This window comes from Pararhodospirillum oryzae, from assembly GCF_007992075.1.
Classification (GTDB): domain Bacteria; phylum Pseudomonadota; class Alphaproteobacteria; order Rhodospirillales; family Rhodospirillaceae; genus Pararhodospirillum; species Pararhodospirillum oryzae.
Genome location: NZ_BJZO01000036.1, coordinates 1 through 20,736 on the forward strand (window position 1 = coordinate 1; position 20,736 = coordinate 20,736).

Genomic DNA, 20,736 nt, shown 5'->3' on the forward strand with positions numbered 1-20,736 from the left:
CCGTTTTTGCTTTCGGTCGGGCGCGTGGTGGCGCGTCCGCCCTTTCTCCCCCGCCTGGGTGATCGTCGAAAGGAGGGGCACAGGCCTATGGCCCCCCTTGGTCCCCGGTGCTATGCTCGCGTCGTCCGCTTGGGCGCTGTGTTGGATCGCGCGCCCCTTTCAAGACCCGGGGCACACCCCGCCGGACACCGAGACCTTCTCGTCCCCTGTCACTGCGGAATCCCGACATGAGCAAGATCAAAGTCAAGACTCCCGTCGTCGAGCTGGATGGCGACGAAATGACCCGGATTATCTGGGCGTTCATTAAGGACAAGTTGATTCTTCCTTATCTGGATATCGACCTCAAGTATTACGATTTGGGAATCCAGAAGCGCGACGAAACGGCCGACCAGATCACGGTTGATGCCGCCAACGCCATCAAGACCTACGGGGTGGGCGTCAAGTGCGCGACCATCACCCCCGACGAGGCCCGCGTGGCCGAGTTCGGCCTGGCCAAGATGTGGAAGTCGCCCAACGGCACCATTCGCAACATCCTGGGCGGCACCGTGTTCCGCGAGCCGATCATCTGCCGCAACGTGCCGCGCCTGGTGCCGGGCTGGACCCAGCCCATCGTCATCGGCCGTCACGCCTTTGGCGACCAGTACCGCGCCACCGATGTCAAGATCCCCGGGGCTGGCACCTTGTCCTTGCGCTTCACGCCCGACGACGGCGGCGAGCCGATGGACCTGGAAGTGTTCAAGTTCCCCGACAGCGGCGTGGCCATGGCCATGTACAACCTGGATGAATCGATCCGGGGCTTCGCGCGGGCGTGCATGAACTACGGCCTGAACCGGGGCTGGCCCGTGTACCTCTCGACCAAGAACACGATCTTGAAGGCCTACGACGGGCGCTTCAAGGACCTGTTCCAGGAGGTGTTCGACGCCGAGTTCGCCGACCGCTTCAAGGCCGCCGGCCTGACCTACGAGCACCGCCTGATCGACGACATGGTGGCGTGCGCCATGAAGTGGTCGGGCGGCTTTGTCTGGGCGTGCAAGAACTACGACGGCGACGTGCAGTCGGACACGGTGGCCCAGGGCTTTGGCTCGCTGGGCCTGATGACCTCGGTCCTGATGACCCCCGATGGTCAGACGATCGAGGCCGAGGCCGCCCACGGCACGGTGACCCGTCACTACCGCATGCACCAGCAGGGCAAGGAAACCTCGACCAACCCGATTGCGTCGATCTTCGCCTGGACGCAAGGGCTCAAGTATCGCGGCGCCTTCGACAACACCCCCGACGTGGTCGCCTTCGCCGAGGCGCTGGAGAAGGTGTGCGTGGAAACGGTCGAGGCCGGGTTCATGACCAAGGATCTGGCGATCCTGGTTTCGCCCGATCAGCCGTGGCTGACCACCACCGGCTTCCTGGACAAGCTCGATGAAGGTCTGAAGGCCGCGATGGCGTAAGCGCTTTTCGCATCCGCGTCGACGTCTTTTCCGCCGCCCGGGGGTCCCTGCCTCCGGGCGGTTTCGTGTGCCGGGAGGGCTTGACAAGTGCTCCCGGGCGGTATTCCTTTCGCGCTCTTCCCGAAGGGAACCTCCTTCGGGAGCCGTGATTGACAGGAACCGGAGCGGAACATGACGCGAGCGTTCGTCTTCCCCGGCCAGGGATCGCAGGCAGTGGGCATGGGCAAGGACCTGGCCGCCGCCTTCCCGGTCGCGCGCGAGGTCTTTCAGGAAGTGGACGAGGCGCTGGGCGCGTCGCTGTCCCAGCTCATGTTCGAAGGCCCGGCCGAGACCCTGACCCTGACCGAGAATGCCCAGCCCGCCTTGATGGCGGTGTCGCTGGCCGTGGTGCGGGTGCTGGCCTCCGATGGCATCGCCGTGGCCGATCACGCCCGCTTCGTGGCCGGGCATTCGTTGGGCGAGTATTCGGCCCTGGCGGCGGCCGGTGCCCTGGAACTGGCCGACACGGCGCGCCTGCTGCGCACCCGGGGCCAGGCCATGCAAAAGGCCGTGCCGGTGGGCGAGGGCGCCATGGCCGCCCTGCTGGGCCTCAGCCTGGAAGACGCCCAGGCGATCGCCGCCCTGGCCGCCGGCCAGGAGCCGGGCAGCGTGTGCGAGGCCGCCAACGACAACGCCCCGGGTCAGGTGGTGGTCAGCGGCCACAAGGCGGCCGTGGACCGGGCGATTGTTCTCGCCAAGGAAAAGGGCGCCAAGCGCGCCGTTCTGCTGCCCGTGTCCGCCCCCTTCCATTGCGCCTTGATGGCGCCGGCCGCCCAGGTGATGGCCGAGGCCCTGGCCGGAGTGAGCTTCAAGGCGCCGGTGGTGCCGGTGGTGGCCAATGTCACGGCGAAGCCCGAGCAGGAGCCCGAAACCTTGCGCCGCTTGCTGGTCGAGCAGGTCACGGGCGCGGTGCGCTGGCGCGAGGGCGTGCTGGCCATGGCCGAGGCCGGGGTGAGCGAACTGGTCGAGATGGGGTCGGGCAAGGTGCTGGCCGGGCTGGCCAAGCGCATTCACCCCGACCTTTCCGCCTGCTCGTTGCAGGGCCCGGCCGATATCGAGGCCTTTGCCCGGTCGCTGTAAGGCGCCTGGAGCCTCCTCACGCAAGACAAGGAAGGACCTTGGATGTTCGATCTGAGCGGCAAGAAGGCGCTGGTGACCGGAGCCTCGGGCGGCATTGGCGCCGCCATCGCCCAGGCCCTGGCCGAACGAGGGGCCCTGGTGGCCCTGTCGGGCACGCGCGAGGACGCGCTGGCCGCCGTGGCCGACACCCTGGGCGACAAGGCCCGGGTGGTGCCGTGCAACCTGTCGGATCCGGCCGCTGTCGAGGCCCTGGTGCCGGCCGCCGAGGCCGCCCTGGGCGGGCTTGACATCCTGGTGAACAACGCCGGCCTGACCCGCGACATGCTGGCTGTGCGCCTGCGCGATGAAGACTGGGATCAGGTGATCGCGGTCAACCTGAGCGCCAGCTTCCGTTTGTCGCGCGCCGCCCTCAAGGGCATGATGAAGCGGCGCTGGGGCCGGATCATCGGCATTACCTCGGTGGTGGGCGTGACCGGCAACCCGGGGCAGTGCAACTACGCGGCCTCCAAGGCCGGTTTGATCGGCATGAGCAAGTCCCTGGCCGCCGAGGTTGCCCAGCGCGGCATCACCGTGAACTGCGTGGCGCCGGGCTTCATCGCCACCGCCATGACCGATAAGTTGAACGATCGCCAGAAAGAGGGGATCTTGTCGGCCATTCCCTCGGGACGCATGGGCTCGCCCGAGGATATCGCCGCCGCCGTGGTCTATTTGGCCAGCGCGGAAGCGGGCTATGTCACCGGCCAGACCCTGCACGTCAATGGCGGCATGGCCATGATCTAGGTCCCGGGAAAAGAGCACGCCGCCAACGGATGGCGGCGCTGGTCATCCCCGGGCAAGTGTGTTAGCAAAGCGCTCCAAGGTCCCTGCGCTGCCGGGACCGGGGCATGCCGACCAAGCCTTCCCAACCCGTCACAGACTGTTGACTTTCCGAGGATTTGAAAGACATGAGCGACGTCGCCGAGCGCGTGAAGAAGATCGTTGTCGAGCATCTGGGCGTTGAGGAGGCGAAGGTTACCGATACCGCCAGCTTCATCGACGATCTGGGCGCCGACAGCCTGGACACCGTCGAGCTGGTCATGGCCTTCGAAGAAGAATTCGGCTGCGAAATCCCCGACGATGCCGCCGAAAAGATCCTGACCGTCAAGGACGCCATCGAGTTCATCGAGAGCCACAGCGGCTGATCGGACGCGTCGTCCGGACGGTCCACGCGCTGCGTGCGGCGGTCGGCGCGGAGCCCTTGCGCAAGCAGGCTCCGCCTGCCGTCGAACCCGGCGGAGCGTTCCTTTTCGTCTCCGCCACCAACGCCTTGAGCCACCGCCCGGACCCATACGGTATGGGGATAGTGCCATGAGACGAGTTGTCGTCACCGGGCTGGGGCTGGTCACGCCCCTGGGGTGCGGCGTGGGAACCGTGTGGGAACGCCTGACCCAGGGTGTTTCCGGGATCCGTGCCATCAATCGCTTTGATGTATCCGACCTGCCGTCCCAGGTGGCGGGTCTGGTTCCCTCGAAGGACGAGGGAGCGCACGGCTTCGATCCCGACTCGGTGGCCAGTGCCAAGGACCGGCGCCGCATGGACGATTTCATCGTCTATGGCCTGGCCGCCGCCATTGAGGCCGTCACCGATTCCGGCTGGATGCCGACCGACGAGGAATCGCAAGAACGCACCGGCGTCATGATCGGGTCGGGCATCGGTGGCCTGCCGTCGATCGCCGACACCGCCGTGTTGCTGAAGGAACATGGCCCGCGCAAGGTCAGCCCGTTCTTCATCCCGGCCAGCCTGATCAATCTCGTGTCGGGACACGTTTCGATTCGCTACGGTTTCAAGGGCCCTAACCACGCGGTGGTCACGGCCTGCTCGACCGGGGCCCACGCCATCGGCGACGCGTCGCGCCTGATCATGTTCGGCGATGCCGACGTGATGGTGGCGGGCGGGGCCGAGGCGGCCGTATGCCGCATCGGCATGGCCGGATTCGCGGCCGCGCGCGCCTTGTCGACCCACTACAACGCCACCCCCACCGAGGCCTCGCGCCCGTGGGACAAGGGCCGCGACGGGTTCGTGATGGGCGAAGGCTCGGGCGTTCTGGTTCTTGAGGAACTGGAGCACGCCAAGAAGCGCGGCGCCAAGATCTACGCCGAAATCGTCGGCTATGGCCTGTCGGGCGACGCCTACCACATTACCGCTCCGGCCGAGGATGGGTCGGGCGGCTTCCGGGCCATGCGCAACGCCTTGCGCAACGCCAACTTGTCGTTGGAACAGATTGATTACGTCAACGCGCACGGCACCTCCACGCCGCTGGGCGACGAAATCGAGCTGGGCGCGGTCAAGCGTCTGTTTGGCGATCATGCCTACAAGCTGACCATGTCGTCGACCAAGTCGGCGATCGGTCACCTGTTGGGGGCCGCCGGCAGCGTCGAGGCCATTTTCAGCATCCTGGCGCTTCGCAACCAGCTGGTGCCGCCGACGCTGAACCTGCGCGATCCCTCCGACAACTGCGACATCGACCTGGCGCCCCTGGTCGCCAAGGAACGCCCGATCCGCTACGCCTTGTCGAACTCGTTCGGGTTCGGCGGCACCAACGCGTCGCTGATTTTCACCGCGGCGCCCTAAGGCTTCGGGATTCACCCCATGCGCGCCTTGCTTCGCGTTGCCTTGTGGGGAGTCCTGGCCCTGGCCCTGGCGGGGGGTGGCCTTCTGGCCGCCCTGCGCGGGGTCGAATACCTTTTCGACGAACCGGGGCCGCTGGGCGAGTCCCGGACCGTTGAAATCCCGGCCGGCGGCGGCGTGACAGGCATCGCCACCACCCTGGCCCAGGCCGGCGTGATTACCCATCCCCTTGTTTTCGAAGCCGGCGTGCGTTTGGCCGGGCGCGGGCGCGACCTCAAGGCCGGCGAATACGAATTCGCCCCCCATTCCAGCGCGCGCGCCGTGATGGAAAGCCTGGTGGCCGGACGGGTCAAGGTCTACCGCCTGACCGTGCCCGAGGGCCTGACCTCGGCCGCCATCGTGGACCTGATCCGGGATGTTCCCGAGCTGAAGGGCGACGTGGGCGATATTCCGCCCGAGGGCGCCTTGCTGCCCGAAACCTACCATTACCAGCGCGGCGATACCCGCGCGCGCGTGATCGAGCGCATGGCCCAGGCCCGCGCGACCACCCTGGCCACCTTGTGGGCCCAGCGCGCCCCCGATCTGCCGTTCGATACCCCCGAGGAAGCCGTGATCCTGGCTTCGGTGGTGGAGCGCGAAACCGGGATCAACGACGAACGGGCCCGCGTGGCCGGCGTGTTCGTCAACCGGCTGCGCAAGGGCATGCCCCTGCAATCGGACCCCACCGTCATTTATGGCCTCTCGGAGGGCTCGGGCGCCCTCGGCCGGTCCCTGACCCGGGCCGACCTGGGCACGGCGCACGCCTGGAATACCTACCTGATCGCCGGCCTGCCGCCGTCGCCGATCTGCAACCCGGGGCGCGAGGCCCTCCAGGCGGTGCTGCACCCGGCCGCGACCCGTGATCTGTATTTCGTGGCCGACGGAACCGGCGGCCATCGCTTCGCCGAAACCCTCGACGAGCATAACCGCAACGTCCGCGCCTATCGCCGCTTCCTGCGCGACGCCAACGCCACCGAGTAGGGGGCTAGAAGTGGGGCGCTGCCCCACGCCCCGCCGGGGCCGGGAGGCCCCGGACCCCGGTCCTTGGGAAACGGTGAAGGGGTCAGGCGTCGTCGAGTATTACGTTGATGCGGCGGTTCTGGCGGCCCTTGCTTTCGATCTTGCCCAGGCGCACCGGCGCGATTTCACCCAGCGAACGCACGTGCGTGCCGCCACAGGGCTGCACGTCGATCCCCTCGATCTCCACCAGCCGCACCTGTCCCGACCCGCGCGGCGGGCGCACGGTCAGGGTGCGGATCAGGTCGGGGGTGGCGTCCAGCTCCTCGTCGCTGATCCAGCGCACCCGCACGGGGGGATCGGCGGCGATCAACTCGGCCAGACGCGCGTCCAGGGCCTCGCGGTCGGGGGGCGTGCCCGGCAGATCCAGGTCGATCCGTCCCTTGCCATCGCCCACGCTGGCGCCCGTGATCTTGCCATCGGTCAGGCGGCTGATCAGGTGCAAGCAGGTGTGCATGCGCATGATCCGGTGCCGGCGCGCCCAGTCGATCGCCACGCCAAGCGCGGTGCCCACCGGGGGCAGGGGCGTTTCTGGCGCCAGGATGTGCACAATCGCGCCGTCGGCCCCGTAGCGGGTGTCGGCCAGGGCCAGGGTCGAGCCATCGGCCAGGGTCAGGGTGCCGGTGTCGCCGGGCTGGCCGCCACCCTGGGGATAGCACACCGTGCGATCCAGGATCAGGCCAACCGGATCGGCGGCATGGGCGATGACATGGGCGTCGCAGGTGAGAACGTAGGCGTCGCGGCGAAACAGTTCCTCGGTGGGTCCACTCATGCCGGGTCTTCCTTCAAGGGCAGGGCAGGGAAGGGGGCCACGGTGCAGGCGTGGTTCAAGGGCCCATGGCCGTGGCCCAGGCCGGGGGCGGTGCGCATGGCCAGCCGGACATAGGCCCGCGCGCGCTCGACCGCCGCGACCAGATCCAGCCCCTGGGCCAGGCCACAGGCCACGGCCGAGGCCAGGGTGCAGCCGGTGCCGTGGGTGGCCCGGGTGTGCAGGCGGGGCGCCGGCCAGCGGGTCACGCCGTCGGCCGTGACCAGAACATCGGTCACGGTGTCGCCGGGCAGGTGCCCGCCCTTCATCAGCACGGCCCGGGGGCCGAGATCAAGCAGGGCGCGGCCGGCGGCTTCCAGGCCGTTCTCGCCGTCGATGGCCCGGCCCAGCAGCACCTCGGCCTCGGGCAGGTTGGGGGTCAGCACGGTGGCCAGCGGCAACAGGCGCCGGATCAGGGCGGCGGTCGCCGATTCCTCCAGCAACCGGTGCCCGCCCTTGGCCACCATCACCGGATCCACGACCAGGGCGCAGCCGGGGGCGCGGGCGCTGATCTCGTCGGCCACCGCGTCGATGATCTCGGCCGTGGCCAGCATGCCGGTTTTCAAGGCGTCGGCCCCGATGTCGTCCAGCACCACCGCCATTTGCTGGCGCAGGAAGGGAACCGGAACCGGCATCACCCCGTGCACGCCCAGGGTGTTCTGGGCGGTCAGCGCGGCCAGGGCGGTGGCGGCGTGGCCGCCCAGCGCCGTCACCGCCTTGATGTCGGCCTGAATGCCGGCCCCGCCCCCGGAGTCCGAGCCGGCAATGATCAATACGCGTCCTTGCAAGGAATTCTCCTTCTTCCGGTCAGGCAACCCGTTCTCGTCTGTTTATGTAAGCGCAGCCCGAGCGGGAGCGGAAGGGGAAAGGAACGAAGGCAGGCAGCGGCCCGTGGCCGTCGGGCTCCCGCCCGAACCCGGTCGGGGCGAGGCCCCGAACTCCCCTTTTCTTATGAAATGACGCGCACCCCGTGGGTTTTCAGGGTGGCAAGGAAGGCTGGGGGATCGGCCCACAGGCCAAGGGGGGCCACGCCGGGGGCGCCAGCACCCGCGCGCGCGGCTTCCAGGGCATGGGCGCACACGGCGGCTTCAAGAACGGCCGGGTCGGGATGGGACACGCTCACGGTGCCCAGCGGCGTGCCCGCCCCGTCCTCGGCGATGGCGTGCAGCATCAAGCCGGTGTCGTCGCGCGCGGGGGCCAGGGCCCGCATCATGCGGTCGGCGACGGCGCCCAGGCCCAGGCCAGCCAGGAGTCGGCCCAGCGGGGCCACCCCATAATCCAGGCGCGGCCCGAAGCCGCATCGGCCCAAGGTCAGATGGGTTAATCCCGGCAGGGCCCCGGCCAGCCCGCGCAGGTCGGCGCTCAGGAACAAGAACGCGCGGCGCCGGCCCAGCGGAGGCGCGAACACATGCACGGGGGCATGGCGCACCGGCACCCGGCGCCACTCCCCTTCGATCAAGGCCCCGGGAACCGCGCGCCGGGTTGCCTCCAGCCAATAACGGAGTGCGCCGGGGCCGTGGGCCGCGCTCCAGGCCCGCGCGCCGGCCACCACGACCAGGGAAAGGCGGGCCACGCCAGGACAGGCCCCGGCCAGGGCACGCCCCAGCAGACCGGCCAGGCCCCGGGCCGGATCGGCCTCGATCACGATCGGAACAGTGGCGTCGCGCGCCGGGCCATCGAAAGGCATCAGGGCGGCCAAGCGTCCGGGATCCGCCCAACCGCGATCGATCACCGGCACCCGGGCCTGCATCGCCGCCGCCAGCACGGTGGAAAGCGGCGGCGCCCCGGGCGAGGGTCGCCCCCCGGGCGAGGGTCGCCCCCCGGGCGAGGGTCGCCCCCCGGGCGGTGCGCCAGGCGCGGCCGGCTCCACGATCAGCGCCTGGGCCTGGGCCAGGGCATCGGCCAGAACGGCCCGCGAGGAGGCCGGGGGCAGGCGCCGGAGGGGCCCGCCGGCATGGGGCGCCAGCGCGGCCTCGAACGCCTCAAGGCCGGGGGCCGGCGCGGATCCCCAGATCAGCACCGGCCGGGGTGAAGACTCGGGCATCGGGGCAGGGGCCTACAGCAGATGCTGGCCGCCGGTCACGAACACCTCGGTGCCGGTGACATAGGCGAACTCCTCGGTGCACAGGCGGTACACGCACGAGGCCACGTCGTCGGTCGATCCCATGCGGTCCAGGGGAATGCGCGGAATCAGGGCCTCGTACTCCGAGGAAACCATCTCGGTCTTGATCTCGCCCGGGGCCACGGCATTGACCCGCACCCCCAACTGGGCGAACTCCACCGCCATTTCCCGGGTCAGCCCCGACAACGCCGCCTTCGAGGTGGAATAGGCCGACCCGGCGAACGGGTGCACGTAGTGCCCGGCAATCGAGGTGATGTTGACCACCGCGCCCTTGCTTTTCGACAACGGGGTGGCAAACGCCCGCGCCAGCCGCAACGGCGCGAAAAAGTTCAGCTCGAACACCGACCGCCAGCGATCAATGGCCCCATTCAACACCCCCAGCCGCTCCTTGAACGAGGTCTTGGGCGACACGCCGGCATTGTTGACCAGGGCATGCAGGGGATCGCCGTTCAGGTGCTCCAACACCTGGCGGGCAAAGGCATCGATGGCGTTGGGGTCGGACAGATCGACCGGGAAATGGGCCGACCAGTTGCGATCCATCTTGCACTCCGGCGGCACCTCGGCCCGGGCACAGGTAATGACCCGCCACCCCTCCCGCAGGAAACGCACGGCGGTGGCATGGCCGATGCCCCGGCTGGCCCCAGTGATGATCACGGTATTCATGCTGCACGGTCCCCCAGAACAATGATGGCCGCCTGCCGCTTCAAGGCAAGGCTGAGCGCAAACGACTCCCGACGCAAGGGCCTTGCCCCCCCGCGCCCGTGTCAATGAAGGACGCCCGATGCCGCGTTGCAAGAGGAGGAGGGAGAGGAAAGGGTGCGAGGGGGGGAGTGGAAGGGCGGGAGACCCCTTTGGCCGGGGGGGATCCCTCGACGGAAGACTCTGGGCTCCGCCCAGACCCGCAAAGGGTCGAGGACCCTTTGATCCCATTCCTTTGAAAGGGAGTGGACTGGAGGGAGCTAAATTTTTAGAGCCTAGTCCGGTTGACGAAGAGGTATTATAAGGCACTTAACCTCTCTGTGCAATTAATCAATTTATGCTGGACCAGTCTTTTTTTCTTAATTTAAATATATTGTTGCGATGAGTTTTTACGCCTATCGATTCAATCGAATCTCGATCCGCTTTTAATATTTTAATAGTTTTCATACCGAATTCAAACTCCCCTGTTTCAACGCAGATGGGGTGTCCATTGGGAATGAACCAAGTATTGCTTTGTCCAGCATCAATTATAGAATTTTTTAGATTAAAGAAGGTGCCTTCTGTCCCATCGGAAAACTGCACAATTATATCATTAATGGACACACTCTTGTTTCCTTCATTATAGACGGAAACAACCATAACTGGATTTTCAAAATTCATCTTTTTGGGGTAAGTTAATTTTAGCCCGTCAGCAGATAAAACAGAAACTTTCAAGGTTTCATCGTAATCATCCTCGTTCTTGTTTTTGGTGTTTGTGTTATTAGTGCAATTATCCCCTATTTGTATTACGGTAACGCCGTGTTCTTTTGTTTCGGCTCGAATGTGGTTGCTTCCAGCTGAATTTTCTTGATTACAATATATAGCCTCTAGCTCTTTTTTCAAGCAGTTGTTTGTCTCAATTCTATTGGTAATTTCACTGTTAAATTTATTTCTATTTTTAGTTTTAACAAACGACAATAATTTATCGAACTCTTCCCCAAGTATTTTTTTTATCGATTCGTATATGGCGTTGCCGGCCACACCTGACATAGATGCCCAAATAAATTCGATTAGCTTGTCCATATCATTTTTTCCTTTGTGTTTGATTGTACGTCATCGGCAACATTTTTTTAAGCTATTTTATTCTCTATTGAGAATATTTTTAATCCTATTCTTAGTGACATCATAGGGCCTTGGTCGTAAGGAAGAAAAAATTAGGATGTGGCACTTGACAGTGCCGCCTTCTCCTCGTCGGTCAAATCGCGTCGTGGGTCAGCCATTTTCGTATCCTCTGCGCTCGTGGGACGTGGCCTTGCGAGCGGATATGATGCGTCCCGCTTCCCTGGGTTTATCCGGCCACGTGTGGACGACGAAGAGGGGCGTGCCTTCCTTGGCTCGGCAAACAGTTGTCCAACGGTCGCCCTCAGGGTGCATGTCCAGAGTCGATACGGCCAGGGGATCGGGGAGTGCCGCTTCGTCGATGGATAGCGGAAAGCCATGCTTGCGCCGACTGATAGGGTCCTCCTCTGGATCTCATACCCAATACAAAGGAGTCTCCGTATAACTACATCAGTGTAGTTGCTATACGGGCAGGCGTCAACGGTAGCAACTAAGAAATTTTTACTGGACAGAAGTTGCGTCAGGGTGGCAGTGTGTTGTTGTGCTAGTTTTCTGCTTGTGGATGTGGTGGAGGGTAACGTGGACATATGTAAACGGTACACAAGAAAAGTCTCCGTAAAAAACGCAAATGGAACTAGCGATCTTAAGTGTAAATGTGGGTCGTGGATAGCCCATTGGGAAAAATATAGTGAAGAAGAAGCGGTATTCTGCTGTGTGGAGGGCTGTTTGGAAGAGGCAGAGCATGGTGCTCACGTTGTTATTTCCAAAACTGGATTAAATGATCCTGAGAAGCATTTTTATATTGTCCCTATGTGTCATAAGCACAATATTCAGCGCGGAAAAGAGTTTGTTGTTAACGCTGAGACAGCGTTTGTTTGGGCAAATAAAGCTAAGACTTGTGACAGGTAAGGTATAAAAGGCGATGAGCGCTCTGTTATTTCTGTATAAATGGAATTTTCCAGATCATTTTTGACAAATAAGGTGGGGTGATTGTATGACTCTGCCTAGAGTTTGTCAGGGAAGAGTGGATATCGCTTTTCCCAAAAGGACAAGCTTAAGCAAAGGGATGTAAGGTCTATCCGCTTCCATCACAGTGCCGCTTCGTGTACAGAGAGGGTAGTCGCCTGACAGTACCGCCTCGCAAGCCGGGTTAAGCGGCAGTCGCCGTGTTGGGGCTGGGAGGGGTGGTCTTTTCTCCTTTGGGATCGGGCTGCGGGATGCCTTCCTTGAAAGCCTTCAGGGGCGTCCGGCCGTTCATGACGCGCCCCTGGTGTGGGCGCTTCTCGTTGTGGTGGATAAAGTAAATATCCACGGCGACCTGCATCTCGTCCATGGTTTCGAACCAGGTTTTCCAGCCTTCGACTATGAAATATTAGTCCAGCAAGATAAGGTCAAAGAAGGTCGATAAAAAATATCATTCAGGAAAAATAATCCGTCTTTAGGAAAGGCTGCAGGCCCGAAGGGTGCTTTTTTTTCTGTGAATACTTAGAAGGAAGACGCATGATTCTGGACGGCCTTAAATTTCAGCAGGGTTGAGGCTGTTTTTCAGAGTTGTTTTGCGGGTGGCAAATCGTCGGCGATGGCAGAATCGATGTAACCCGGCCAAGATAGCGGGATGTACAGCGTCAGCTTCGGTGATGCTTTGTAAAATCACGAAGCGCGGCATTGATGCGGGTTTGGTACCCCTCTTCGCCTTGGTGGAGCCACTCCACCACGTCGGCGTCAAGGCGCAGCGTCAAGGGACCTTTTGAAAGGCTTTTCGGCCCGGAACAGAGCACCCCGGACGGCGTCCGACCAGTTGCGGACCTCAGGGGCGTCGGGGTCGGTCAGGTCGATTTCAGAATCGGGCCGGTCGGCCACGGCCTGAAGAGCCGCCTTCTCCTCGTCGGTCAAATCGCGTCGTGGGTCAGGCATTTTCGTATCCTCCGCGCTCGTGGAATCGGGCCTTGCGAACGGATATGATGCCCCTGCCTTTGCGTGCGCCAAGGCAAGGGGTTTGGGGAAGCGTGCTTCCCCAATGCGGGGGCTGGGGGGCGCAGGCCCCCCAAGGGGGCGACAGCCCCCTTTATTCCGGCCCGAGGGCGAAAGCCCCCTTCATCCCGGGCCAAGGGCACAAGCCCCCCTTGACCCGATGCTCCCCCGGCCCCGCGTGTCCCCTACCTACACCCGGAAGTACTTGGCTTGCGGGTGGAACAGGACGAGGGCGGAGGTGGACTGTTCGGGTTCCAGTTCGAACTCGTCGGAGAGGTCGAGGCCGATGCGGTCGGCGCCCAGAAGGTCGAGGATCTGGCGCTGGTCTTCCAGGTTGGGGCAGGCCGGATACCCAAACGAGTAGCGAGCGCCGCGGTAGGACTGGCGGAACAGGTCCTCGGCCTCGCGGGCGTCGTCGGCGGCGACGCCGGCCTGGGCGCGCACCTGTTTGTGGGTGTATTCGGCCAGGGCCTCGGCCACTTCCACCGACAGGCCATGCAGCAGCAGGTAGTCGCGGTAGTGGTTGTCGGCGAACCACGCGCGGGCCACCTCGGAGGCGCGGGCGCCGACCGTGACCGCCTGGAGGCCCACCACGTCGCGGGCCTGCGGGCCTTCCGACTCGTCGCGCACGAAGTCGGCCAGGCACAGGCCCTGTTCGCCCTTCTGGCGGGGCAGCTCGAAGTGGGCGACTTCGGTCTGGCCGTCCTCGGCGAACAGAACGATGCTGTCGCCCCGGCTGGCTGCCTTCCAGAAGCCATACACGGCGCGCGGGTTCAGGATCTCTTCCTGGGCGCAGCGTTTGAGCAGGTCGAAGAGGATTGGGCGCACCTCGGTTTCGGCCCAGCTCTTCCACTCGGCCAGGGTGCGCCCGGCCTTGCGAAAGCCCCATTGGAACTGAAACAGGGTGTTTTCGTTGATGAACGGCACCAGCGATTTGAGCGAAATCCCCTCGACCAGGCGCGGGCCCCAGAACGGCGGCTGCGGCACCTCGGCGGCGCGGGCCAGTTCGGCCCGGCGCAGGGCGATGGCTTCCATGGCCACCGGGCGCTCGATCCCCTTGCGCGCGGCCGAGCGGGCTTCGTCGGCGCCCAGGGTCGCGCCGTCGGCCAGGGGGCCGGCCGGTTCGGCGGTTTCGGCGGCGGCGCGGCTCCGGCGCGAGGGGGCGCCCTTGCGCTTTTCCTGCAAGGCCGTCAGGTGGTCGTCGAAGAGGCCTTCCATCACCTTGCCCATCAGGTCGAGGCCATCGAAGGCGTCGCGGGCGTAGGCCACGCGGCCGTGGTTGCCATAGGCGCGCACGCAATCGTCCTCGACAAAGGCGCGGGTCAGGGCGGCGCCGCCCAGGATCACCGGGGTATCCCAGCCGTCGCGGGCCATTTCCTCCAGGTTATCCTTCATGATCACCGTGGATTTGACCAGCAGGCCGGAAAGGCCGATGGCGTCGGCCTTGTGGGCGCGGGCGGCTTCGACGATGGCGGGCAGGGGCTGCTTGATGCCCAGGTTCACCACCTTGTAGCCGTTGTTGGACAGGATGATATCGACCAGATTCTTGCCGATGTCGTGCACGTCGCCCTTGACCGTGGCCAGCACCAGGGTGCCGCGCGCCTGATCGTCGCTCTTTTCCATGTGGGGTTCGAGCAGGGCCACGGCGGCCTTCATGGTTTCGGCGGATTGCAGCACGAAGGGCAGCTGCATCTTGCCCGATCCGAACAGCTCGCCCACCACCCGCATGCCATCGAGCAAAATGGTGTTGATGATCTCCAGGGGCGGATGGGTGGCGCGCGCTTCGTCGAGGTCCGCTTCCAGGCCCAGGCGGTCGCCGTCGATGATGCGCTGGCGCAGGCGTTCTTCCACCGGGGCGTCGGCCTTGACCTCGGCCTTCACCGCCGTGCGGTCCTCGAACAGGCGGATGAAGGCGTGCAGGGGGTCGCCCGCGTCGCGCTGATCGTGGATCAGGGCCATGGCGGCCTCGACTTCTTCGGCCGGGATGCGGTGGCGGGGCACGATCTTGGACACATGCACGATGGCCCCGGTCATGCCTGCCTGCACGGCTTCGTCGAGGAACACCGAGTTCAGCACCTGGCGCGCCGCCGGCTTGAGGCCAAACGAGATGTTGGACAAGCCCAGGATGATCCCGCAGGCTGGCATTTCCGCGCGGATGCGCCGGATCGCTTCCAGGGTTTCCAGGCCCAGGCGGCGGTCGTCCTCGTTGCCCGTGCAGATCGTGAAGGTCAGCGGGTCGAACAGCAGATCCTCGGGCGGCAGGCCGTGGCGGTTGACCGCGAAATCATACAGGCGGTGCGCGATCGCCAGCTTGGCGTCGGCGTCCTTGGCCATGCCCTCTTCATCGATGGTGAGCGCGATCACCGCCGCGCCGTGCTCGCGGGCCAGGGCCAGACGCTGGGCGGCCGTTTCCTCGCCATCCTCGAAGTTGATGCTATTCAGGATCGCCTTGCCGCCATACAGCTTGAGGGCCGCTTCCAGCACCCGGGTTTCGGTGGAATCGACGACCAGCGGCATGTGCACCGAGCCGCGCAGGCGGGTGATCACCTCGGTCATGTCGCGGGATTCGTCGCGGCCCACGAAGGCGGTGCACACATCCAGGGTATGGCTGCCCTCGCGCCCCTGCTCGCGGGCCATGGCGACGATGGCGTCCCAGTCCTCGGCGTCTTGCAAGGTGCGGAACTTCTTGGAGCCATTGGCGTTGCAGCGTTCGCCGATCGACAGGAAGGCGTTTTCCTGGCGCAAGGGCACGGCGCCATAAAGCGAGGCCACCGAGGGCACCCAGTGCACCGTGCGCTGGCGGGCCTTGGGCCGGTCGGGGGCCTTGGTTTCGGCGGCGAGCGCGCGGAGCATGGCGTCCACGGCCTCGATGTGCGCGGGCGTGGTGCCGCAGCAGCCGCCGACCATGTTCACGCCGTCTTCCAGGATGAAGCGCTTGTGCCAGTCGGCCAGCTCGGCCGGGGTCAGGGGATAGTGGGCCTTGCCGTCCACCAGCTCGGGCAGGCCGGCGTTGGGCTGCACCGAAATGAACCCGGGCCAGTTCTCGGCCATCCAGCGCACATGCTCGCCCATTTCGCGCGGGCCGGTGGCGCAGTTGAGGCCCAGGCTGTCCACCCCCAGGGCGTGGGCCACGGTGGCGGCGGCCGCGATGTCGGCGCCCACCAGCAAGGTGCCGGTGGTTTCCACGGTGACTTGCAGCATGATGGGGGTGTCGGCGCCGTGCGCCTCGCGGGCGGCCTTGGCGGCGTTGATGGCGGCCTTGAACTGCAAGGGGTCCTGGCAGGTTTCGATCAGGAAGGCGTCGGCGCCGCCTTCAACCAGGCCCAGGCATTGCTCGACCAGGGCGGCCTTCAAGGTGTCGTAGTCCACATGGCCCAGGCTGGGCAGGCGGGTGCCGGGCCCCACCGAGCCCAGCACGAAGCGCTGGCGGCCGTCGGCGAAGCTCTCGGCGGCTTCGCGCGCGATTTCCACGCTGCGGCGGTTGATCTCGCGGGTGCGGTCGTCCAGATCGAACTCGGACAGGGTGAGGATCGAGCCGCCGAAGGTGTTGCTTTCCACGCAGTCGGCGCCGGCGGCGAAATAGCGCTGGTGCAGGCCGCGCACCACGTCGGGGCGGGCGAGCGTCAGGGCCTCGGTGCAGTTTTCGCGGCCCATGAAGTCGGTTTCCACCGACAGGTCCATGGCCTGGACCAAGCTGCCCATGCCGCCGTCGCACAGCAAGACCCGTTCGCGCAGGGCATCGAGAAAGGCGCTCATGACCGCTCTCCCTTATCGGCCGGGGCTGCGTTGGGGGTGCCGGGCGCCGAGGCGCGGACCCCCAGAACGTGACAGATCGCGTGCACCAGATCGGGCCGGTTCAAGGTGTAGAAGTGGAAGTTGTGGATCCCGTCGGCGGCCAGGGCGCGGCATTGTTCCATGGCGACGGTGGCGGCAACCAGTTTGCGGGTTTCGGGTTCGTCGTCGAGTCCCTCGAACAGCGGGCCCATCCAGGCCGGGATCGAGGCCCCGCAGGCGGCCGCGAAGCGGGTGACGGTGGAAAAGCTGGCCACGGGCAGGATGCCGGGGATCACGGGCACGGTGATGCCCGCCGCCCGGACCCGGTCCATGAAGCGGCGATAGGCATCGACATCGAAAAAAAACTGGGTGATGGCGCGGGTGGCGCCAGCATCGATCTTGCGCTTCAGGTTGTCGAGATCGGCGTCCAGGCTGGTGGCCTCGGGGTGGCCCTCGGGGTAGGCGGCGACGCTGATTTCAAAATCGGCGACCTTGCGCAGGCCCTTGACCAGATCGAGGGCAAAGGGATAGCCGCCCGGGTGGGGCTGGTAGCGGGTGCCGGCCTCGGGGGGATCGCCGCGCAGGGCGACGATGTGGCGCACGCCCGCGTCCCAGTAGGCGCGCGCGACCGCGTCCACCTCGCCTTGGGTGGCGGCGACACAGGTCAGGTGCGCGGCCGGGGTCAGGGTGGTTTCCTCGCGGATGCGCGCGACCGTTTCATGGGTGCGCTCGCGCGTCGAGCCGCCGGCGCCATAGGTCACCGACACAAACGACGGGTGCAGGGGTTCCAGACGCCGGATGCACGCCCACAGCTGTTCTTGCATCGCCTCGGTCTTGGGCGGAAAAAACTCGAACGACACCGACAGGGGGCCGGCGGGCTGGAAGGGTTCGATCAAGGGCGCGGACGGGGGAAGAGGGGCGGTCACGGGTCAGGATCTCCCAGGAACGGACAAGGCAGGATAGCAAGAACAGGCGGCCACGGCACGGGCCGGAGGGGATTATTCCCGCTCCGGTCCGGTCTCGGGGCGGTCGGCCACCCACACACAAACGTTGAGTTCGGGGCCGGGCAAGGTCAGGTCCTCGCGCCAGATCAGGCCGGCCTGGGCGCACCAGGCCTTGATGTCGGCCGAGGCGAAGCCCAGGCGGCGGTGGTTGTGGCGTTCGCGCAGATCCTCGCGCTCGTGGGGGGCGAGGTCGGCCACGATCAGGCGCCCGCCGGGGCGCAGCACCCGGGCCGCCTCGGCGATCACGGCGCCGGGGTGCTCGGCGAAGTGCAAGACCTGATGAACGCTGATGGCATCGAAGCTGGCCGAGGGCCAGGGCAGCGCGTACATGTCGCCCTGGCGCACCTGGGCGTGGCGGATCCGGGCCTTGTCGAGGTTGGCCCGGGCCAGGCTCAGCATCTCGCGCGACTGGTCGATGCCGGTGGCGTGCCGGGCCAGGGGGGCCAGGCGTTCCAGCAGGCGCCCGGTGCCGGTGCCGATATCCAGCAAATCGCGGATCGGGCGGCCGGCCAGGCGCTGGGCAATGGCGTTTTCCACCGGCTCCTCGGCGCCCGAAAGGCGGCGCAGTTCATCCCACTGGGGGGCGTTGGAGCGGAAATAGGCGGCGGCCGCGTCGGCGCGCTCGGCGCGCAGGGCTTCGAGGCGGGCGCGATCGACGGCGAGCAGGCCGGCGGTTTCATCGGTGGCGCCCGCTTCCCCCGCCACGAGGCCGACAATGGCCCGCGCGACCTGGGCCCCGGGGCCGGCGGGCGCGAGGCGGTAAAACACCCAGGTGCCTTCGGGCAGGCGGTCCAGCAAACCGGCCTCGCACATCACCTTCAGGTGACGGGAAACCCGGGGCTGGCTGAGCCCCAGGATCCGCACCAGGTCGGATACGCTCAGGTCGCCTTGCGCGCACAGAGCCAGCAGGCGCAACCGGGTTGCCTCCGCCGCCGCCCGCAGGCCGATCAGCACCGCCTCCACCCCCATGGTCCTCCCTGGTTTGTCGTTCCATATATTCCTATATAAAGATATCTTTATACGATGTGTACCGCAAGTGCTTTCGCGTGGGGTGGCGTTCGGCCGTCGGCTGTGGTAGGCAAAACGTCAATTCCGAGGATCCCACGCCCGGTTACGCGGTCGTGTTCGCCTCGTTTGGAATCATCCCCCCGTTCCTCCCCTTGCGAGAAAGAGAAGTCCATGTTGCGACGCGCCCTCGCGCCCGTTTTCGCCCTTGTCCTGTTGCTGGGGGGCACCGCGCCATCGCTGGCGCTGGACCTTCCGAAGGACCCCGGCGCCTTCGTCCAGGAACTGAGCCGCTACGCCATTGACGATATTCTGAAGGCGGATGTCTCGCAGCAAGAGCGGATCTCGCGCTTTGAGATCCTCCTTGATAACGCCTTCGACATGGGCTTCATCGCCCGCTTCGTGGTGGGTGGCGCCTGGAATAGCGCGACCCCGGCCCAGCGCACCGAATTCGCCAAGCTGTTCCGCGACATGAACGTGATCAACTGGGGCAGCCGTTTCGACGAGTACGGCGGCCAGCGCATCCAGGTGGTTAACGTGCAAAGCCAGGACTCGCGCGGCGGCCGGCTGCACGAGGTGACGACGGCCATCGGCAACGAAGGCGACAAGGCCATGGTGGTGGTCTGGGTCCTGCGCGAGAACCCCGAGAACCAGGGCCGCCTGGGGGTCATCGACCTGAAGGTGGAAGGGGTCAGCATGGCCCAGACCTTCCGCAGCGAATACCTGGCCGTTTTGAAGTCCACGGGCTCGATGGACGGCCTGAACCAGGTGCTGCGCGACAAGATTGCCTCGCTCAACAACACCAGGGGATAAGCGCGCTTTCCCCCCTTTCGCCCCTCACTTCAGGAGCACCCCTTCGGGGGTGCTTTTTTTTGTCTCCCCCCTTTCGTCGGGCGGGGATGGGGGAGGGGGAGAGGGAGGGGGAGGGGACGAGGGAGGGGGAGAGGACGAGGGAGAGGGCGGGGCCAGCTGGGGCGGGGCGTTGGGGGCTGCCACGGCCGCGTCGGAAGGAGGGGGAGCGGGCGCCCCGGCGGCGGGCGGTTCCTCGGGCCAGCCGGCCGCCTTCAGGCGGGCGTGTCCCTGGCGGCTGACGGGCACGCTCTGGCCGTTTTGCAGCAGCACCCGCAACCGCTGCCCTTCGCGGGCCACCTCGCGCACGGCGTCGCGCGCCACCCACCAGCTGCGATGCACCCGCACGCCATCGTTCGGGGCGAAGTCGGCGGCAAGGTCGGCGACCAGGTCGGAGAAACGGCGCAAGACCAGGCCCTCGCCGTCGGCCGCGTGCACGCGCACGTGATGGCCGGCCCCTTCCAGGCACAGGATCGGGCCGGCCAATCCCGGCGGCAAGAGCCGAAGCGGCCGGCGCAAGACCAAGGGGGCGTCGCCGGCTTCGGGATCAAGGGACCCGGGGGCCTCGAACGGCAGGGGCAGGGGGGGCATCGCGGGAGGGGCCGAGCGGGCCAGCCGTTCGCGCAGGCGGGCCAGGGCCCGCGCTTCGCGCACCCGCGCCCCCGGCCCCCCCGCCGCCATCTGCGCCCACGAAACCGGCGGCCGGCCCCAGGGGCGGCGCTCGATCGCGCCCCACAGGACCAGGGCCCCGCCCAGGTGCAGGGCGAACCCCAGGGCAAGGCTGGTGACCAGCGGACCGGGCGGGGCCAGGAGGGAGGGAACGGCAAGGGCCAGCGCGCGCAACGCCAGCCCCAGGGGCAGGCTGGCAAGGGCCGCCGCGATCCCCACCACCACCAGCCCGGGCACCCGGGACCCGGACAGCACGGCGCACACCCCGTGCACGCTGACCAGGACAAGCCCCCATGCGCCCGCCACCACGGCCGCCGCGCCCACCCACAAACCGGGATCGCTTCTTGCCCCGGCCGGATCAACCACCGTGGCAGGCCAGCCGGCCAGCAGCACGCCGGCCAGCACGAGCCTTTCCAGGGAACGCCAGAGTCGACCAGGAGTCAGCCAGGCCACGGGGGGGGACCTCCTTCATGCCGGGGGCCTTTGCCTGTTCTTGTCTTGCCTCGGGTCACG

At 66.0% G+C, this 20,736-nt stretch carries 20 protein-coding genes; 7 read left to right on the forward strand and 13 right to left on the reverse strand.

Features of this window, described 5'->3' with window-relative positions:
• Positions 1 to 227: 227 nt before the first annotated feature.
• From ROR02_RS07735 to mltG, 6 genes are all read left to right on the forward strand, one after another.
• Positions 228 to 1,442 carry an NADP-dependent isocitrate dehydrogenase gene (locus tag ROR02_RS07735; RefSeq protein WP_147163452.1) on the forward strand — a complete coding sequence of 405 codons (1,215 nt, stop codon included), beginning with the start codon at positions 228 to 230 and terminating at the stop codon, positions 1,440 to 1,442.
• 171 nt (positions 1,443 to 1,613) lie between these two features.
• The gene (fabD, locus tag ROR02_RS07740) at positions 1,614 to 2,561 is read left to right on the forward strand and encodes an ACP S-malonyltransferase (protein WP_147163453.1); all 948 of its coding nucleotides are present in this window, start codon (positions 1,614 to 1,616) and stop codon (positions 2,559 to 2,561) included.
• A gap of 42 nt (positions 2,562 to 2,603) precedes the next feature.
• Positions 2,604 to 3,341: a 3-oxoacyl-[acyl-carrier-protein] reductase gene (fabG, locus tag ROR02_RS07745; RefSeq protein ID WP_147163454.1), complete on the forward strand. Its 738-nt coding sequence runs from the start codon at positions 2,604 to 2,606 to the stop codon at positions 3,339 to 3,341.
• Positions 3,342 to 3,505: 164 nt separating this feature from the next.
• On the forward strand, positions 3,506 to 3,742 hold the full coding sequence (locus ROR02_RS07750) for an acyl carrier protein (protein ID WP_147163455.1): 237 nt from the start codon (positions 3,506 to 3,508) through the stop codon (positions 3,740 to 3,742).
• 166 nt (positions 3,743 to 3,908) lie between these two features.
• Complete coding sequence (fabF, locus tag ROR02_RS07755) at positions 3,909 to 5,171, forward strand: beta-ketoacyl-ACP synthase II (protein WP_147163456.1); 1,263 nt, start codon at positions 3,909 to 3,911, stop codon at positions 5,169 to 5,171.
• A gap of 18 nt (positions 5,172 to 5,189) precedes the next feature.
• A complete protein-coding gene (gene mltG, locus ROR02_RS07760) occupies positions 5,190 to 6,188 on the forward strand; it encodes an endolytic transglycosylase MltG (protein WP_147163457.1) in 999 nt (332 codons plus the stop codon).
• Positions 6,189 to 6,270: 82 nt separating this feature from the next.
• Here the strand turns inward: mltG and ROR02_RS07765 are convergent, their stop codons facing one another.
• The 12 genes from ROR02_RS07765 to ROR02_RS07815 all read right to left on the reverse strand — a co-directional run bounded on the left by ROR02_RS07765 (position 6,271) and on the right by ROR02_RS07815 (position 18,669).
• The gene (locus tag ROR02_RS07765) at positions 6,271 to 6,996 is read right to left on the reverse strand and encodes an alanyl-tRNA editing protein (protein ID WP_147163458.1); all 726 of its coding nucleotides are present in this window, start codon (positions 6,994 to 6,996) and stop codon (positions 6,271 to 6,273) included.
• Positions 6,993 to 7,820: a bifunctional hydroxymethylpyrimidine kinase/phosphomethylpyrimidine kinase gene (gene thiD, locus ROR02_RS07770; protein ID WP_147163459.1), complete on the reverse strand. Its 828-nt coding sequence runs from the start codon at positions 7,818 to 7,820 to the stop codon at positions 6,993 to 6,995. The genes ROR02_RS07765 and thiD overlap by 4 nt, the downstream gene beginning before the upstream one ends.
• A gap of 161 nt (positions 7,821 to 7,981) precedes the next feature.
• A complete protein-coding gene (locus ROR02_RS07775; protein WP_147163460.1) occupies positions 7,982 to 9,076 on the reverse strand; it encodes a hypothetical protein in 1,095 nt (364 codons plus the stop codon).
• A 12-nt stretch (positions 9,077 to 9,088) separates the two neighbouring features.
• Positions 9,089 to 9,817, reverse strand: a complete 729-nt coding sequence (locus ROR02_RS07780; protein ID WP_147163461.1) for an SDR family NAD(P)-dependent oxidoreductase — start codon at positions 9,815 to 9,817, stop codon at positions 9,089 to 9,091.
• Between the two features lie 366 nt (positions 9,818 to 10,183).
• Complete coding sequence (locus tag ROR02_RS07785; RefSeq protein ID WP_147163462.1) at positions 10,184 to 10,915, reverse strand: hypothetical protein; 732 nt, start codon at positions 10,913 to 10,915, stop codon at positions 10,184 to 10,186.
• Positions 10,916 to 11,104: 189 nt separating this feature from the next.
• Positions 11,105 to 11,347, reverse strand: a complete 243-nt coding sequence (locus ROR02_RS07790; RefSeq protein WP_147163480.1) for a BrnT family toxin — start codon at positions 11,345 to 11,347, stop codon at positions 11,105 to 11,107.
• A gap of 754 nt (positions 11,348 to 12,101) precedes the next feature.
• Entirely contained in the window at positions 12,102 to 12,284 is a 183-nt protein-coding gene (locus ROR02_RS07795) for a hypothetical protein (RefSeq protein WP_147163463.1), read from the reverse strand.
• Between the two features lie 292 nt (positions 12,285 to 12,576).
• Positions 12,577 to 12,729 (reverse strand): BrnA antitoxin family protein, encoded by a 153-nt coding sequence (locus ROR02_RS17500; protein WP_307725142.1) that lies wholly within the window; start codon positions 12,727 to 12,729, stop codon positions 12,577 to 12,579.
• On the reverse strand, positions 12,674 to 12,865 hold the full coding sequence (locus tag ROR02_RS07800; RefSeq protein ID WP_246135456.1) for a hypothetical protein: 192 nt from the start codon (positions 12,863 to 12,865) through the stop codon (positions 12,674 to 12,676). Before ROR02_RS07800 ends, ROR02_RS17500 begins: the two co-directional genes overlap by 56 nt.
• Positions 12,866 to 13,111: 246 nt before the next feature.
• A complete protein-coding gene (gene metH / locus ROR02_RS07805; RefSeq protein WP_147163464.1) occupies positions 13,112 to 16,678 on the reverse strand; it encodes a methionine synthase in 3,567 nt (1,188 codons plus the stop codon).
• Positions 16,675 to 17,520, reverse strand: coding sequence for a methylenetetrahydrofolate reductase [NAD(P)H] (metF, locus tag ROR02_RS07810; RefSeq protein WP_246135460.1), 846 nt, complete (start codon positions 17,518 to 17,520; stop codon positions 16,675 to 16,677). The genes metH and metF overlap by 4 nt, the downstream gene beginning before the upstream one ends.
• Positions 17,521 to 17,694: 174 nt before the next feature.
• Positions 17,695 to 18,669, reverse strand: coding sequence for an ArsR/SmtB family transcription factor (locus ROR02_RS07815; RefSeq protein WP_307725143.1), 975 nt, complete (start codon positions 18,667 to 18,669; stop codon positions 17,695 to 17,697).
• Between the two features lie 210 nt (positions 18,670 to 18,879).
• Here ROR02_RS07815 and ROR02_RS07820 point away from each other — a divergent pair, with 210 nt between their 5' ends.
• A complete protein-coding gene (locus ROR02_RS07820; RefSeq protein ID WP_147163465.1) occupies positions 18,880 to 19,518 on the forward strand; it encodes an MlaC/ttg2D family ABC transporter substrate-binding protein in 639 nt (212 codons plus the stop codon).
• Positions 19,519 to 19,542: 24 nt separating this feature from the next.
• Here ROR02_RS07820 and ROR02_RS07825 read toward each other — a convergent pair whose 3' ends face one another.
• Positions 19,543 to 20,676, reverse strand: coding sequence for a LytTR family DNA-binding domain-containing protein (locus ROR02_RS07825; protein ID WP_147163466.1), 1,134 nt, complete (start codon positions 20,674 to 20,676; stop codon positions 19,543 to 19,545).
• Positions 20,677 to 20,736: the final 60 nt, after the last annotated feature.